General features: G+C 65.2%; 9 protein-coding genes. 4 read left to right on the forward strand and 5 right to left on the reverse strand.

Annotation, left to right across the window (positions count from 1 at the left end; all coding sequences use genetic code 11):
* Nucleotides 1-3: 3 nt before the first annotated feature.
* The 5 genes from JIP62_RS01280 to JIP62_RS01300 form a co-directional block, all read right to left on the reverse strand.
* A complete protein-coding gene (locus tag JIP62_RS01280) occupies nt 4-1800 on the reverse strand; it encodes an IlvD/Edd family dehydratase (protein WP_201103164.1) in 1797 nt (598 codons plus the stop codon).
* Nucleotides 1800-2546: an SDR family NAD(P)-dependent oxidoreductase gene (locus tag JIP62_RS01285; RefSeq protein WP_201103165.1), complete on the reverse strand. Its 747-nt coding sequence runs from the start codon at nt 2544-2546 to the stop codon at nt 1800-1802. Before JIP62_RS01285 ends, JIP62_RS01280 begins: the two co-directional genes overlap by 1 nt.
* A 33-nt stretch (nt 2547-2579) precedes the next feature.
* Nucleotides 2580-3353: an IclR family transcriptional regulator gene (locus JIP62_RS01290; RefSeq protein ID WP_201103166.1), complete on the reverse strand. Its 774-nt coding sequence runs from the start codon at nt 3351-3353 to the stop codon at nt 2580-2582.
* Nucleotides 3354-3439: 86 nt separating this feature from the next.
* Nucleotides 3440-4948: a tryptophan halogenase family protein gene (locus tag JIP62_RS01295; RefSeq protein ID WP_201103167.1), complete on the reverse strand. Its 1509-nt coding sequence runs from the start codon at nt 4946-4948 to the stop codon at nt 3440-3442.
* Nucleotides 4945-6474, reverse strand: a complete 1530-nt coding sequence (locus JIP62_RS01300; RefSeq protein WP_201103168.1) for a tryptophan halogenase family protein — start codon at nt 6472-6474, stop codon at nt 4945-4947. Before JIP62_RS01300 ends, JIP62_RS01295 begins: the two co-directional genes overlap by 4 nt.
* 242 nt (nt 6475-6716) lie before the next feature.
* On the opposite strand from JIP62_RS01300, the gene JIP62_RS01305 reads away from it, so the two are divergent.
* The 4 genes from JIP62_RS01305 (at nt 6717) to JIP62_RS01320 (ending at nt 16295) form a co-directional block, all read left to right on the forward strand.
* On the forward strand, nt 6717-9659 hold the full coding sequence (locus JIP62_RS01305; RefSeq protein ID WP_230974811.1) for a TonB-dependent receptor: 2943 nt from the start codon (nt 6717-6719) through the stop codon (nt 9657-9659).
* 68 nt (nt 9660-9727) lie between these two features.
* Nucleotides 9728-11380 carry a DUF5597 domain-containing protein gene (locus JIP62_RS01310; RefSeq protein WP_230974812.1) on the forward strand — a complete coding sequence of 551 codons (1653 nt, stop codon included), beginning with the start codon at nt 9728-9730 and terminating at the stop codon, nt 11378-11380.
* A 29-nt stretch (nt 11381-11409) separates the two neighbouring features.
* On the forward strand, nt 11410-14334 hold the full coding sequence (locus JIP62_RS01315; protein WP_201103169.1) for a TIM-barrel domain-containing protein: 2925 nt from the start codon (nt 11410-11412) through the stop codon (nt 14332-14334).
* A complete protein-coding gene (locus tag JIP62_RS01320; RefSeq protein ID WP_201103170.1) occupies nt 14334-16295 on the forward strand; it encodes a sialate O-acetylesterase in 1962 nt (653 codons plus the stop codon). The genes JIP62_RS01315 and JIP62_RS01320 overlap by 1 nt, the downstream gene beginning before the upstream one ends.
* Nucleotides 16296-16308 lie beyond the last annotated feature (13 nt).

A 16308-nucleotide genomic window follows, 5' to 3' on the forward strand; every position in this document is an offset into this window, starting at 1 on the left:
GCCTCAGTGGTTGTCGCGAGGCAGTCCCAGGGTGTCGACGATCCGGTGGTATTTGACGGCGGGTTCCAGCGCGGCGCCGGTTTCCAGTTCACCGACCATCGAGCGTTGCACCTCCTGCCAGGGCGTCTGCGAGGCCGGATAGCGGTAGCCTCCTGCCGCCTCAAAGACCGCGCGGCGACGGGCCATCTCGGCCTCGTCGATCAAAACATCGACCCGGCGTGTGTTCAGGTCGATCCGCATCCGATCGCCCGTCTGCAACAGGGCGATGTTGCCCCCCGTGGCCGCTTCGGGAGAGGCATTGAGGATAGACGGCGAGCCCGACGTGCCGGACTGGCGGCCGTCACCGATGCAGGGCAGGGCCAGCACGCCCTGTTTGATCAGATAGGCCGGCGGTCGCATGTTGACGACCTCCGCAGCCCCGGGATGCCCCACCGGCCCGGCGCCTCGCATCACCAGGATACTGTCAGGCGTGATTTTCTGGGACGGGTCGTCGATCCGGTGGTGATAGTCCTCCGGTCCGTCAAACACGACGACGTTGCCGGTGAAGGCATCCGGGCTGGCCGGGTCGGACAGATAGCGGTCGCGGAACTCGGTCGAGATCACGCTGGTCTTCATCACCGCGCTGTCGAAGACATTGCCCGACAGGATTAGGAAGCCGGCATCCTCGACTAAGGCGGTCTCAAAGCTGCGAATGACGTCAGGCAAGACAGCGGTGGCGTCGCGGCAGTTGTCGCCCATGGTCCGGCCGTTGACGGTCAGGGCATCCTCATGGATCAGGCCGTGGCGCATCAGTTCGGCGACCACCACCGGCACGCCCCCGGCCTGATGGAAGTCTTCGCCCAGATAGGTGCCTGCGGGCTGGAGGTTCACCAGCAAGGGGACCTTGTGGCCCACCTCTTCCCAGACCTGCAGCGGCAGATCGACACCCGAATGACGCGCCAGGGCGGTCAGGTGCACAGGGGCGTTGGTCGAGCCGCCGATCGCGGAGTTGACGACGATGGCGTTCTCGAACGCCTGACGGGTCAGGATGCGCGACGGCTTGAGGTCCTCATGCACCATTTCCACGATCCGCTTGCCGGTCAGATAGGCGATCTGCGGGCGTTCGCGATACGGCGCGGGAATGGAGGCCGAGCCGGGCAGGGACATGCCCAGGGCCTCGGCAAGGCTGTTCATCGTGGTGGCCGTGCCCATGGTGTTGCAGTAGCCGACCGAGGGGGCCGAGGTGGCGACCAGGTCGATGAACTGCTCATAGTCGATCTCTCCGGCGGCCATCATCTCGCGCGCCTTCCAGATGATGGTGCCCGAACCGACGCGTTCTCCCTTGTGCCAGCCGTTCAGCATCGGTCCCACGGACAGGGCGATGGCGGGAATGTCCACGGTCGCGGCCGCCATCAGGCAGGCGGGCGTGGTCTTGTCGCAGCCAATGGTCAGCACCACCCCGTCCAGCGGATAGCCGTACAGAAGCTCGACCAGACCCATATAGGCCAGGTTCCGGTCCAGACCGGCGGTCGGACGCTTGCCGGTTTCCTGGATCGGATGGACTGGAAACTCCAGGCAGATGCCGCCAGCCTCGCGGATGCCCTCGCGCACACGCTTGGCCAGCTCGATGTGGTGGCGATTACAGGGAGCCAGGTCGGACCCAGTCTGGGCGATGCCGATGATCGGGCGGCCCGAGCGCAACTCGTCCAGGGTCAGCCCGTAGTTGAGATAGCGCTCCAGATAGAGGGCGGTCATGTCCGGATTGTCCGGATTGTCGAACCAGGCGCGCGACCGCAGGCTCTGTTTGGGTTTGTCCGTCATCAGTTCCAGCCGCCGTCCACGATATAGTGTTGATTGGTGATGGCCGAGGCATCTTCCGAACACAGGAAGACGACCACGCGGGCCACGTCGTCGGGGACCAGGGGCCGTTTCAGGCACTGGTTCTCATTGATGCTTTTCTCGCTGTCGGGCGTGACCCACAGGGCCAACTGCCGTTCGGTCATGATCCAGCCGGGGGCAACGGCATTGACCCGCACCCCATGCTCACCGAAGTCGCGCGCCAGCGATCGCGTCAGCCCCAGCACGGCCGACTTTGAGGCCGTATAGGCGGCCATGCCTCCCTGGCCGATGACCCAGGAGCAGGAACCCAGGTTCACGATCGAACCGGCACCCTTGGCCATCATGTCCGGCAGTACGGCCTGGGACGCAAAGAACTGATGTTTCAGGTTCACCGCGATGCGGCCATCCCAATAGTCCTCGGTGACGTCCAGGGTCTGGTGCCGCTCGTCGTGCGCGGCATTGTTGATGAGAGCATCGATCGGGCCGTGGGCCTCCCGCACCGCCTGAATGGCCGCCTTCAGAGCCGGGATGTCGGTCACGTCGCAGGCGACGAAGTGGACCGAAGGGCCGAGTTCGCGCTGGAGGTCCTTGCCTCGCTGTGTGTCGAGATCCAGGACGCCCACTCGCGCGCCCTGCCGCGCAAATCCGCGGACGATCGCCTCGCCGATCCCGCCCGCGCCGCCCGTAACGACCACCACCTGGTCGGCGAGGTCCGGATAGATTGCCATGTGAAATCCGTGAGAAGGGGAGAGAGGCGGAGATCAAGCCTGAGAGACGGCCGCCATCTCCGCTGAGATGGCCTGAGCCGTAGCCTGGAGGTGGGAGAGGGCCGTATCGACGTCGCACACCGGCGGTGTGCGTTGAATGTAGGGGGTGATCAGGGTGGCCAGGATGCCGTCTGACCCCATGATCGGAGCGACCAGGTCGGTCACGCCCTTCACGAAGTCACTTTCGCGCCGAACGTAGCCCTGGCGGGCCGCCTGTTCGGCAGCCGCGATATAGTTCGAGACCCGCGCCTGCCCGTGGGCCGTGGTCAGCCGGGCCGCCAGCCGTGCCCGGGTCTGCTCGGACGCACAGCCATAGAACATCAGGCCCGAACTGGCGTCGATGATGTTTCGCCGGTAGCCGAGCCGGACCGAGTATCCCAGGTCGCCAGGCCCCTCGATTCGAGCGATCACGACGATCTGGTCCTCGGTCGGTACAACCAGATGACACGACTGCACCGTCAGTTCCGACAGGGTGCGCATCGCAGGCAGGGCGACTTCCGACAGTGACTTAACCGGTGCCTGAGCCAGGCCCAGGGTGAACAGGCGGTTGGTCAGCCGATATCCCTGGGGCGTCAGCTCGATATAGCCGCGAAACTCCAGCACTTGGATCATGCGGAAGAGTTCGCTGACGGAGCGGCCCAGTTCGGCAGACATCTGCGATGGGGTCAGTACCGGTCCCTGGGCGGCCAGAAGCTCGAGGACATCCAAGCCTTTTTCCAGCGCAGGCGCGCGGTACTTTCTGTCGTCCTGATCGTCTTGAACCGACACAGCCTTTCCTTTCCCGGCGGTGCCGCTGCTGGCGGCCTGCCCCTGCGCCCGAATATCACAGGCAAAAGCACTCTTACATATAAATGTCAGCGGATCGGCGGAGCCTTGCAGTGTGCGGCAATGAAGTCCTCATGCGTGGGCATCCGTTCGACCCCCTGTCGGATTGCGATGCGCAGCCCGTGAAGATGCCGACGCGTGACCTCCAGGGGCACCACTTCGGTGATGGGGTCCGGGCGCTCGGGGCGGACACCCTGGCCCAGCAGCACCGCGACCCAGCTGGCTTCCTGGAACAGTTCGTCGTCGAACCGGAAGACCCGGCCCCGGCTGCGGAACTGATCCATCTTTGCCTGCAGGGTGTCGGGAATATCCATGGCCGCCACCTGTCGCCAGAGCGGCGCGTCGTCCCGCTCGGTCGCGTGATAGTGCAGAACAACGAAGTCCCTGACCCGCTCGAACTCCAGCTGCATCAGCCGGTTGTAGGTGTCGATGTCCGGCTGCGCGAAGCCGGTGTCAGGGAAGCTGAGCAGCAGTTTGGTGATGCCGGTCTGGATCAGATGGATGCTGGTCGACTCCAGCGGCTCCAGAAAGCCCGCTGAAAGGCCGATCGCCAGGCAGTTGCGATTCCAGGTCTTGTTCCGGCGGCCCGTGGTGAACCGAAGGAAGTTGGGGTCGGCCATGGCCGGCGCATCCAGGCCGCTACGAAGCCGCTGGACGGCTTCGTCATCGCTGATGTGCTCGCTGCAATAGACATATCCGTTGCCGGTGCGGTGCTGCAGCGGGATGCGCCACTGCCACCCGGCCTCTAACGCCGTGGATCGGGTATAGGGCGTGGGGTCCTGCACACGCGCGCAGGGCATGGCCACGGCCCGGTCGCACGGCAGCCAGTGGGTCCAGTCCTCGTAACCGGTCTTGAGCGCGCCTTCGATCAACAGGCCCCGGAAGCCTGAGCAGTCGATGAAGAAGTCCGCCGACAGTGTCCGTTGGTCGTCGAGGACGACCGCATCGATGAAGCCGTTGTCCCGAAGACGAACGTCAGCGATCCGGCCCTCATGACGAACGACACCTGCCGCCTCGGCCCGCTGGCGCAGGAACCTGGCATAGAGGGACGCATCGAAATGGAAGGCGTGCGTCATCTGGGACAGTATGGATCGCGGGTCGCGCTCCGGCCGAGCGAACCGGCCCATACGGGCCGCCACCGTCGTGACCGAATAGTCGTCCAGACTGTCGTCCAGACCCGCCTGATTCAATCGCAGCCAGTACTGGTGGAACGGAGCCGCATCCACCCGCGTGCCATAGTGGCCGAAGGGGTGGAAATACTCATGACCCTTCCTGAACCAGTCGCGGAACTGGATGCCCAGCTTGTAGGTGGCCTGCGTCTCTCGGACGAACTCGTCCTCATCAATCCCCAGCAGGGCGTTGAACAACAGGATGGGCGGGATGGTCGCTTCGCCCACACCGACGGTGCCGATGGCCTCGGACTCGACCAGTTCAATCTTCACCGTGCCGCGCAGGACATGAGCCAGTGCTGCGGCGGTCATCCAACCGGCGGTCCCGCCGCCCACAATCAGAATGCGCTGAATAGGGGCGGGGGTCATGCGGCGGCTCCCATCGCTGAGCGGCGACGTGCATCCAGATAGGCAGCGTGATCGGGCAGGGAGGCGGCGGCGCGGCCGATCAAGTCCGCCAGCCGCCCTGCCTGGGCCTGCACCTGATCCAGGTCCAGTCGCTGTACGAGGGGGGAGACACGGCGCGGCCAGACGCCCAGGCCGGTCAGCACGGCAGCCCAGCTGTCTTCGCGAAAAGACTCATCCTCCAGCAGCGAGACCTCGCCCCGGGCGCGGAACAGCTCCAGTTTCGCGGCCAGGGTGTCGGGCGGCGCGTTGTCGCGACAGTGCCGCCACAGCTCGCCCTCGCTGCGTCCCGCCAGATGGTAATGGGCGATGATGAAGTCGCGGACGCGTTCGAATTCCTGGGCCGTGCGTCGATTGTACTCGGTCAACAGGGCTGGATCGAAGTCCCGGTCGGGAAACAGTTCCAGCAGTCGGCCGATTCCGGTCTGGATCAGATTGATGCTGGTGGACTCCAGCGGTTCCAGGAAGCCCGAGGCCAGTCCCACCGCTACGACATTGCCCTTCCAGGCCATGCGACGGCGGCCTGTGACAAACCGCAGCCGATTGGGTTCGGCGACCGGTGCTGCCTCCAGTCCCTGCAACAGCTCATCCAGCGCGGCCTGATCATCGATAAAGGCGCTGGAATAGACATAGCCGTTGCCCACGCGATGCTGCAGCGGGATGCGCCATCGCCATCCTGCGGACAGGGCCGTCGCAGCTGTGTAGGGAACAGGGGCACGGGTGGCGGGGCAGGGCAGGGCGACGGCCCGGTCGCAGGGCAGCCAGCGGGTCCAGTCCTCGTAGCCAGCCTTCAAGGCTCCCTCGATCAACAGGCCGCGAAAGCCCGAGCAGTCGATGAAGAGATCGGACTCGACGCGGCGGCCGTCCTCCAGCACGACGGCCTGGACGCGGTCGGCATCCACGGTCACATCGACGATCCGGCCTTCCAGCCGTACCGTTCCAGCCGCCTCGGCCAGGGCGCGCAGGCGACGGGCGAACAGGCCGGCATCGAAGTGATAGGCGTAGGAATAGGCCGAAAGGACCGATCTCGGGTCGTCGGAGGGCGGCGCGAATCGACCCTTCGCCGCCATGACGCTAGGCAGGGACCAAGCCTCCAGGCTGTCGATCCGGCCCTCGGCATGCAGCCGGAAAAGATGCTGGCGATAGGCCTGGCCGCGCACTTCGGGACCGAAGTCGCCGAAGCCGTGGAAATAGCGTGAGCCAGGTGCGGACCAGTCGTGGAACGCTATGCCCAGCTTTACCGTCGCGCCGGTGGCGGCCATGAAGTCGGCTTCATCAAGGCCGATCATGCTGTTGAATTGGCGGATGGGCGGAATGGTCGCCTCGCCGACGCCGACGGTGCCGATAGTCTCGGATTCGATGACCGTGATGGTCGGGCCGGCAGAGCCCCCCGGCGCGGCAAAGGCCTTGGCCATCGCGCTGGCCGCCATCCAGCCCGCAGTACCGCCGCCCACGATTGCGACGCTTCGGATCTTCCGATCGTCCTGCATCCTCAGTCCTCCCCGGCCGATCTGGTGCCGACCTGATATCCCGACGTTCGCCCGGCTGTGACCCTAGAGCGACGGTCTGGGTGTGCAAATGATAGCGCTAACAGAAATCGCTTTTCAACGCATGAAACATTGTGCATCCTTGAAATGTCGGGGGTCGTCAAACCGTGTTTGCGGCGTCCGGATAGGGAGGATCGCGTCCAAGATCGCACAAGCGGCGGACGCATGCAGGAAGGACGACAGTCTTGTCTCACTTGAAGCGAAATAGCCGTGTCGCCTTGCTGTGCGGGGCGTCCCTGGTCAGCCTGGTTGCGCTGGCCCCGATGTCGGCCATGGCCCAGAGCGCTTCGGCCGCTCAGGACCCGGAGGCCACCGACGTCGACGAGCTTGTGGTCACCGGGATCAGGGCGCAGCTGCGCTCGGCCCAGGCGATCAAGCAGGATTCCGAGGTCATCGTCGATTCGGTGACCGCCGTGGATATCGGCGCCTTGCCCGATCGATCCGTGTCCGAAGCGCTGCAGCGCATCCCGGGCATCACCCTCCAGCGTACCAATGCGGCCCGTGACCCGGCCCGTCTGGCGGCCGAAGGCGGTGGCGTCTTTGTTCGCGGCCTGTCGTGGGTCCGTTCGGAGACCAATGGTCGCGATATCTTCTCGGCTTCGAACGGTCGCGGTCTGAGCTTCGAGGACGTCTCGGCCGACCTGCTGGCCGGTGTCGACGTCTACAAGAACGTCGCTGCCAACATGATCGAGGGCGGGATTGCCGGTACGGTCAACCTGCGCACCCGCGTGCCGTTCGACAACAGCGAGCCGCTGGTCGCGTTCAACGCGGACTATAACTACGGCGACCTGTCCGAGCGCGGTTACTGGTCGGGCAGCTTCATCGCCAGCGATCGCTGGGACACCGGCATGGGCGAGTTCGGCCTGCTGGCGAACATCAGCGTTTCGAACGTCGGCAACCGCACGGACTCTATCTCGGTCGACCGCTATGATCCGGTCGTTCTGAATGCGGGCAATGCCCCGACCGACGGCTCGGCCGCAGCGGGCGATACGGTCTATATTCCGAAGTATCTCGGCTGGCGGACCATTGACTGGGAGCAGGAGCGTACGGCCGTCGCCCTGGCCGCCCAGTGGCGCCCGAATGACGATCTGCTGTTCACCTTCCAGGCTCTGACGTCCCAGGCCGATGCCTACAATATCGAGCGGGCGCTGGGCACGGAAAGCATCCTGAACCCCAACGCGACCTACAGCTACAACGACGACAATGTGTTCGTGGGCGGCAACGTCCCTCAGGCGAACTACAACACCGACACCCGCGTCGGCGACGACACCAAGCGGACGACCGACCTGGCGCTGAGCTTCCGCTATGCGCCCAACTCGCCCTGGTCCTTCAGCGGTGATCTGCAGTACGTGAAGTCCACTGCCGAAATCTATTCGATGACGGTCTTCACCCAGCTGGAGAACCGTCCTGATCTGAACATCCAGATCGGCGGCGACCTGCCCGTCCTCACCTCGTCGGGCGGCACCCCTGAGGACCGCTCCGCCTATTGGTGGGCGGCGGCCATGGACCATATCGAGGACAACGAGGCCGACGAACTGGCCGGGCGCCTCGATGCGACCTATGACTTCGACGAGGGCAGCTTCTTCCGCTCGGTCGCGGTAGGCGTGCGGGCGACCGAGAAGAACTACACAAACCGTCAGACCGGCTACAACTGGGGTCTGTTGTCCAACCAGTACTGGGGCAACGGCGGCGGTGCGATCGTCTATCTGGACGACACCGGCTTCCCGGGTGGCACCCAGGATCCGCGCCTGCTGGATTCATCGGAGCTGTTCACCTTCGACAACTTCTTCCGGGGTGATGCGCCGGTTCCGGGCGTCGCCTGGTTCCCCACCGCAGGCCTGGTCAACCAGGGTACGGCCTATGCCTATGACATCCTGCGCAACACTCTGAGCTCGGGCTGGGGCTGGACCCCGCTGTCGGACGACTATGAGAGCTATCGCCTCGGCGGCGGCAACGGCGGCATCACCGAACTGACCGAAGAGACGCAGGCGGCCTACATCTATGCGCGCTTCGGTGCCGAGAACGCCCTGTTCGGCAAGACCTTCGATGGCAATATCGGTGTCCGTATCATCGAGACGGAAACCAGCGCCCAGTCGGTCACCACCCTGCCGGTCATCACCGGGACCTGCCCGCCTCCCGGCGCGCCTGCCGCCGACTGTACGGCCTTCAACCGGGCCGTCACCTTCTCGACGGGTGGATCTCTGGACGGTCAGCCGATCAGCAACAGCTATACCGATGTGCTGCCGAGCCTGAATCTGCGTGTTTTCCTGGCCGATGGACTGCAGGCCCGCTTCGCGGTCTCGCGCGCCATGGTTCGCCCGGAGATGTATCAGCTCCAGCCGTTCACCAACCTGTCGATCAACTTCGAGGCCGACGGCTATACACTGGATGATGTCGCGCCCTTTACCGGCATCGGCGGCAACCCCGGCCTCGATCCGATCAAGGCGACCAACTACGACGCCAGCCTCGAATGGTATTTCGCCCCGACCGGCAGTGTGACTCTGGCGGTGTTCCATAAGGACATCACCGACTACATCTTCACGGGCACGGAGACGGAAACCTTCACGAACGGCGGCGTGACCTACGACTTCCTGATGACGCGCTACGTCAATGGGGACGAGGGTACCGTCGACGGGTTCGAGCTGGCCTATCAGCAGTTCTACGACTTCCTGCCGGGCTGGCTCAGCGGTTTCGGCGTCCAGGGCAACTTCACCTTCATCGACAGCTCCGGCGGTCGCAACACCAGCCAGAACATTCTGGACCCGCTGCAGAATACGGCGTCGGGCGAGGCGCTGCCGCTGGAGGGGATGTCGCGAACCAGCTACAACGCGGCCCTGCTGTACGAGAACTATGGCATCTCGGCTCGCCTCGCCTACAACTGGCGCGAAGAGTATCTGCTTACCACCTCGGCGGCGAACATCAACGCCCCGGTCTGGGCCAGCGACTATGGACAGCTGGACGGCTCGGTCTTCTACAGCCTGACCGACGATGTGAAGATCGGCATCCAGTCGACCAACATCCTGAACGAGCGCACGGTGCTGAAGGTGGGTAACGAAACCCGCAAGCCGCCGTACAACTGGGTCGATACCGATCGCCGCGTTTCGATCGTGCTGCGCGCAGCATTCTGACCTGACGTGACAAGGGGGCGGTCCTGACGGATCGTCCCCTTTGCTTTGAGTGGCATTGGAGGAAGACGATGCGCCTGTCGCACATCGCCAAGTCGTGGCTGGCTGGCATCTCGGCGGCAATGGCCGTGACGGTTGCGACCGCTCCGGCGGTTGCCCAGGCCCCGATCCCGCAGATCGTGCATCAGGATGGCCGTCACGCCCTGATGGTCGACGGCGCGCCCTTCCTCATTCTTGGCGGGCAGGTCAACAACTCGTCCAACTATCCTGGCCCTCTGGCCCAGGCCTGGCCTGCGCTCAAGTTCATCGGGGCCAACACGGTCCAGATTCCCATCGCCTGGGAGCAGATCGAGCCGGAGGAGGGGCGCTTCGACTTCTCCTTTGTCGATCATGCGATCGAACAGGCGCGTGCGAACGATATGCGGGTCGTCTTCCTGTGGTTCGCCACCTGGAAGAACACCGCGCCCAAATATGCTCCGGCCTGGGTCAAGCTGAACCCCGAGCGGTTTCCTCTGCTGATCAAGGCTGATGGGACCGAAAGTTATGCCCTGTCGCCCTATGGCACCGAGACGCTGGCGGCGGATGCGCGGGCCTTTGCGGCTCTGATGCGTCACATCCGCCAGGTCGACGAACGCCAGCGCACCGTCATCATGATGCAGCCGCAGAATGAGGTGGGGACCTATGGCTCTGTGCGGGATTACTCACCCGCTGCACAGGCCGCCTTCGAGGGCCCTGTGCCCCAGGCTCTGCTGGACCGTGTCGGCAGGCCGGCCGGCAGCTGGAGCCAGGTCTTCGGTGCTGAAGCGGACGAGTTCTTCCACGCCTGGTCGATCGCCGCCTATGTCAATGCGGTGGCCGAGGCGGGTATTCGAGAGTACCCGCTGCCGATGTATGTGAACGCGGCCCTGCCTTCCCCGCATGAGCGTCCGGACCCGGCGTCCTATGCGTCGGGCGGGCCGGTCTGGCCTGTGTTCGACGCCTGGATGGCGGCCGCCCCGGCCATCGATTTCCTGAGCCCCGACATCTACAACCGGGACTCCCACACCTATGAGGGCCACCTCGACCGCTATGCGCGGCCCGACAATGCGCTGTTCGTTGCCGAGACGGGCAACGACGTCATGTATGCCCGCTATCTGTTCAGCGTCCTGGGCCGTGGTGGCATCGGCTATTCGCCGTTCGGCATCGATTACACCGGCTACGCCAACTACCCGCTGGGTGCGCCCAAGATCGATGAAGAGGCCCTGGTTCCCCTGCGGGATCTCTATCGGCTGATCGCACCCTGGCAGCGGACATGGGCGCGTCTGGCCTATGAGGGCAAGGTGCGTGGTGTGGCCGAGCCCGACGACCGTGCCTCCCAGACCATCGACTTCCCCGAATGGACCGTGACCGTCGGCTATCGCCGCTGGCAGTTCGGACAGCCGGAGTGGACCTGGCTTGGCCCCCTGGCGGACGTGCCGGGTACTGAAACGCCCAATGGGGGCGCCATTGTTGCCGAGATCGCGCCGGGCGAGTTTATCGTCACGGCCTATCGCGCCCGCGTCGAGTTTGCGGCCAAGCCCTCTACCGACGGCCGCCGCCGCATGGTTGTCCGCTACGAGGAAGGCCACTTCGACGACGAAGGCCGCTGGGTCTTCGAGCGGATCTGGAATGGCGACCAGACTGACTATGGCCTGAACTTCACCGATCGACCGCAACTGCTGCGCGTCGTCACCGCCGCCTACTGAATTTTCCGAAGCTTTAGCGAGTGCCCCCCATGTCCCCGACCCTCGCCCGTCGTCTCTTTCTGGTCGTTCTGGCCGTCGCACCGCTGGGGGCCTGTTCGGGCCTGATGCAGGGCGCTTCGCCGGGCGTCGTCCAGCAGGCGGCGTTCGAGCGTCTGCCAACCGGCATTGTGGTAACGCCTCAGGAGGGCGCAGCCCGCCGTGTCCGGTTGGAGGTCTATGGGCCCGAGACGATCCGCGTCACGGCGACGGAAGATGCCGACCTGGACCTGCCGGAAAGCCTGATGGTCACCGCCGAGGCCTCGACCACTACCCCCTTTGAGGTCGAGACCCGCGGCGATCTCGTTGTGCTCAGCACAGCCGAGGCCTCAGCGACGGTTTCGACGGTCACCGGTGCCGTGACCTTTCTGGACGAGGACGGCCAGCCTGTGCTGGCCGAGCGGCCCGGCAGCCGCGAGCTGAAGCCCGTCACGGTCGAAGACCAGGACGGCGATCATCGCTTTCTGGCCACCCGGCAGATCTGGGAAAGCCCGGAGGATGAGTCCTTCTATGGCCTTGGTCAGCACCAGCAGGGGCTGATGGATCACAAGGGTCACGACGTGACCCTGGCTCAGCACAATATGGACGTCGGCATCCCGTTCGTGGTGTCCAGCCGCAACTATGGGCTGCTGTGGGAAACCAACGCGATCACGCGCTTCGGCGACCCGCGGCCTTACGGCATGCTTGGCGACCGTCTGACCCTGCGCGATGCCACGGGGCGTTTCGGCGGCCTGACCGCCAGCTATTACCAGGGCGACGAACTGGTGGTTCAGCGCCAGGAGACCGAGGTGAACTATGAGTTCATCCGCGAGTGGTCGCGCTGGCCGCAGGGGTTCAAATCCCAGCCCGGCCAGCCGGTGCAGACCGGCGACATGGGCAAGCCCGGTCAGGCCGGCGTCCGCGTCGTCTGGGAAGGCACGATGGAGACGGCGACTGCCGGCGAGCACAAGTTCCGCCTTTATTCATCGGGTTACGTCAAGGTCTGGATCAACGGTGAGATGGTCGAAGACAATTGGCGCCAGAACTGGAACCCCTTCGACCACGACTTCCAGGTTCAGCTGCCGGCCAATGAGCAGGTCTCGATCCGTATCGAGTGGACTCCCGAGGACGGCTATCTGGCCCTGCGCCACATGGACCCGCTGCCGGCGGCAGAACAGGGTGCGCTGAGCCTGTCGTCGGAAGTCGGCAATGCGATCGACTACTACTATATCGGCGGCGACAATCTGGACGAGGTCATCTCGGGCTACCGTGGTCTGACCGGTCGGTCGGTTATGCTGCCACGCTGGGCCTATGGCTTCTGGCAGAGCCGCCAGCGCTACAATACCCAGGCGGAGGTGGTGGACACGGTGCGCCGCTATCGCGAGCTGCGCCTGCCGATCGACAATGTGGTGCAGGACTGGTTCTACTGGCCCGAGAATGCGTGGGGCTCGCACGAGTTCGACCCGGCCCGCTTCCCCGATCCGGCCCAGATGGTGAAGGACGTTCACGACATGAACGCCAACATCATCATCTCCGTCTGGCCGAAATTCTATCCGACGACCGATCATTACAAGGAGCTGGATGCGATCGGCGGCATGTACACGCGCAACGTCGAGGTGGGCGCGCGCGACTGGGTCGGGCCCGGCTATGCCAACAGCTTCTATGACCCCTATCTGCCCGCAGCGCGCGACCTCTACTGGCAGCAGATGTCGGACAGCTTCAAGGGAATGGATTTCGACGGCTGGTGGCTGGATTCGGTCGAGCCGGACATGCACTCCAACCTGGACATCCCCGAGCGGACCCTGCGGATGGGACCGACGGCGGCGGGGCCGGGTGCCTATGTGTTCAACTCCTATCCGCTGGTGAATGCCGAGAACGTCTATCGCCGGTTCCGCGAGGAGAAGGGCGACGAGCGAACCTATATCCTGACCCGCTCGGCCTGGGGCGGCCTGCAACGTACTGGCTCCACCCTGTGGTCCGGCGACGTCGTCGCCCGCTGGGACAATCTGAAAGATCAGATCTCGGCCGGGGTGAACACGGGCCTGTCGGGCATCCCGAACTGGACGCACGACATCGGCGGCTTCTCGGTCGAGGCGCGCTATTCCAACCCGCAGGGCATGACGGCCGAGAACAAGGCCGAGTGGGACGAGCTGAACCTGCGCTGGTTCCAGTTCGGTGCCTGGTCGCCGATCTTCCGCTCCCACGGCGAGTTTCCGACGCGCGAGGTCTACAATCTGGCTGAGCCTGGAACCCCGCTCTATGACGCCTTCGCCGATGCGCTGAAGGTTCGCTATCGGCTGATGCCCTATATCTACAGCCTGGCGGGCGACACCTATCATCGCGATGGCACGATCATGCGCGGGCTGGTCATGGACTTTGCCGATGATCGGCGTGCCCGGGACATCAACGACCAGTATATGTTCGGTCCGGCGCTGCTGGTGGCACCGGTCACCGAGTACCGGGCGCGCGAGCGCACCGTCTATTTCCCCGGCAATGCGACCTGGTACGATCTGCGCTCCGGCCAGTCCTATCGCGGTGGCACCGAGGCGTCGGTCGCGGCCCCGCTGGACAAGATCCCCGTCTTCGTTCGGGCCGGATCGATCGTGCCGACCGGGCCTGAGATCCAGTATACGAGCGAGAAGCTGGACGCCCCGATCACCCTGGTCGTCTATACGGGCGCGGACGGATCGTTCGCCTTCTATGAGGATGGCGGCCTGTCCTATGGCTATGAGCGGGGCGAGTTCTCGACCATTCCGATGGCCTGGAATGAGGCGACGGGTGTGCTGACCTTGGGGGCACGCACCGGTCAGTATCCGGGAATGAGCCAGTCGCGGACCTTCCACGTCCGCTTCGTCAGCGGCCCTGGCGAAGTGGGGTTCGATGCCCCGGTCGCGCGTACGGTTCAGTATGACGGCGCGGCCATTGAGGTTCGCCGCTGATGCGCCTGTCCCACCTGTTTGCGCTTTCGGTTTTGACGTCGGTGCCAGCAGGCGGGGCCTTGGCCCAGTCTGCTGCGCCGTCGCTGGCGCTGGATCCCATGTTCCAGGACGGAGCCGTTATCCAGCGCGATCGTCCTGTCCCTGTGTGGGGCATGGCGGCACCCGGCGCGACGGTGCAGGCGACGCTGGCGGGTCAATCAGCCAGTGCTCTGTCCGGCGCTGATGGCCGCTGGCGGACCACCCTGCCTGCCATGCCGGCGGGTCGTGGTCACACTCTGAGCGTGCGTGTGCAGGATGGGGCAGAGGCCACGGTCTCGAACCTGGCGTCGGGCGACGTCTTCCTGTGTTCGGGTCAGTCGAACATGGAGTTCGAGGTCCGTCAGGTCACCAATGCCGATACCGAGATCGCCCAGGCCAATGACCAGGATCTGCGACTGTTGCTGGTTGCGCGGTCCAGTCTGCCGGGCCCGTCGGCTCAGGTCGCGCGCGTCGGAAGTTGGGCCTCGACCACGCCGCAGAGCGTCCGAAGCTTTTCGGCTGCGTGCTATTTCATGGGCCGCGAGTTGCGCCGGGCCCATCCCGATGTGCCGGTTGGCCTGATTGCGGCCTCCTGGGGCGGATCGATCATCGAGGACTGGCTGGACGAGCCGTCGCTGCGGGGGCTGGGGGGCCGCGAGGTCGCGCTGGATGCCCTGGCTGTCTATGCCCGAGACCCTGTTGAAGGCCAGCGCCAGTGGCGCGACGTGTCGTCCCGCTGGTGGCGGGATAACGATCCCGGCCTCGGCCAGGGCTGGAACGACGCAGCGTTCGACGACCGCGCCTGGCCGACCATGCCGACCGAAGGCTTCTGGGAGGCAACGGTCCCGCAACTGGCAACCTTTGACGGCACGGTCTGGGTTCGCACCCATGTGACCCTGACGCGTGCACAGGCACGGCAAGCGGCAACGCTGTCGCTGGGGCCCATCGACGATGCCGACAGCACCTGGGTCAATGGCCGCTTCGTCGGCGACAGTCAGGGCTGGGACACGCCTCGCAGCTATCGCATTGCGCCGGGCGGGCTGAAGGCCGGAGACAATGTCATCGCCATCGGCATGCTGGACACCGGCGGCGGCGGCGGAGCTTGGGGGCCGGCGGCGGACAAGGCGTTGGTGCTGGAAGACGGCACGCGCATCCCTCTGAACCAGGGCTGGCGGTATCAGGTCGCGGCCCCGCTATGGGAGCTGGTCAATCTGCCGCGCACGCCCTGGATCGGCGGCAGCGGCCTGACCACGCTTTACAATGGCATGATCTCACCCCTCGGGCCGTGGGGCCTGGCCGGTGTGGCCTGGTACCAGGGCGAATCCAACGTCAGTGCGCCCGAAGAATACGCCGTCCTGCTGCCAGCCCTGATGGCCAACTGGCGGGCGCGGTTCGAGCGGGCTGATCTGCCGTTCCTGATCGTTCAACTGGCCGACTTCGGTCTGCGACGGGGTTCGCCGGGGCCCTCAGCCTGGGCGAGGTTGCGTGAGGTCCAGCGTCAGGTCGTCAATGCCGATCCGCGCGCGGGCCTGGCCGTCGCCATCGATATCGGCGACCGTTACGACATCCACCCGACCAACAAGCAGCAGGTCGGGCGGCGCCTGGGTCTGGAGGCCCGCCGGCTTGTGCATGGCGATACGGTCGCGGTGTCGCCGCAGCCGGTCTCAGCGCAACGGGACGGGGAGGCAATCCGGATCGCCTATCCGGCCAACACCGCCCTTTGGATCCAGGAAGGCGGCAGCGTGACGGGGCTCCAGCTTTGCGATGCTCAGGATGGCTGCGTCTGGGCCGAGGGGCGGCTTGCGCCGGGAGGCATCCAAGTCACATCCCCGGCCGCCGCCACGGCCGCGCTGGTCCGGTACTGCTGGGCCGACAGCCCCATCTGCAACCTTTACGGGCCGGACGACCTGCCTGCGACGCCGTTCGAACTGGCGATCGACTAGCGGGGGTCGTCCT

It is taken from the genome of Brevundimonas vitisensis, from assembly GCF_016656965.1.
GTDB classification, from domain to species: Bacteria; Pseudomonadota; Alphaproteobacteria; order Caulobacterales; family Caulobacteraceae; genus Brevundimonas; species Brevundimonas vitisensis.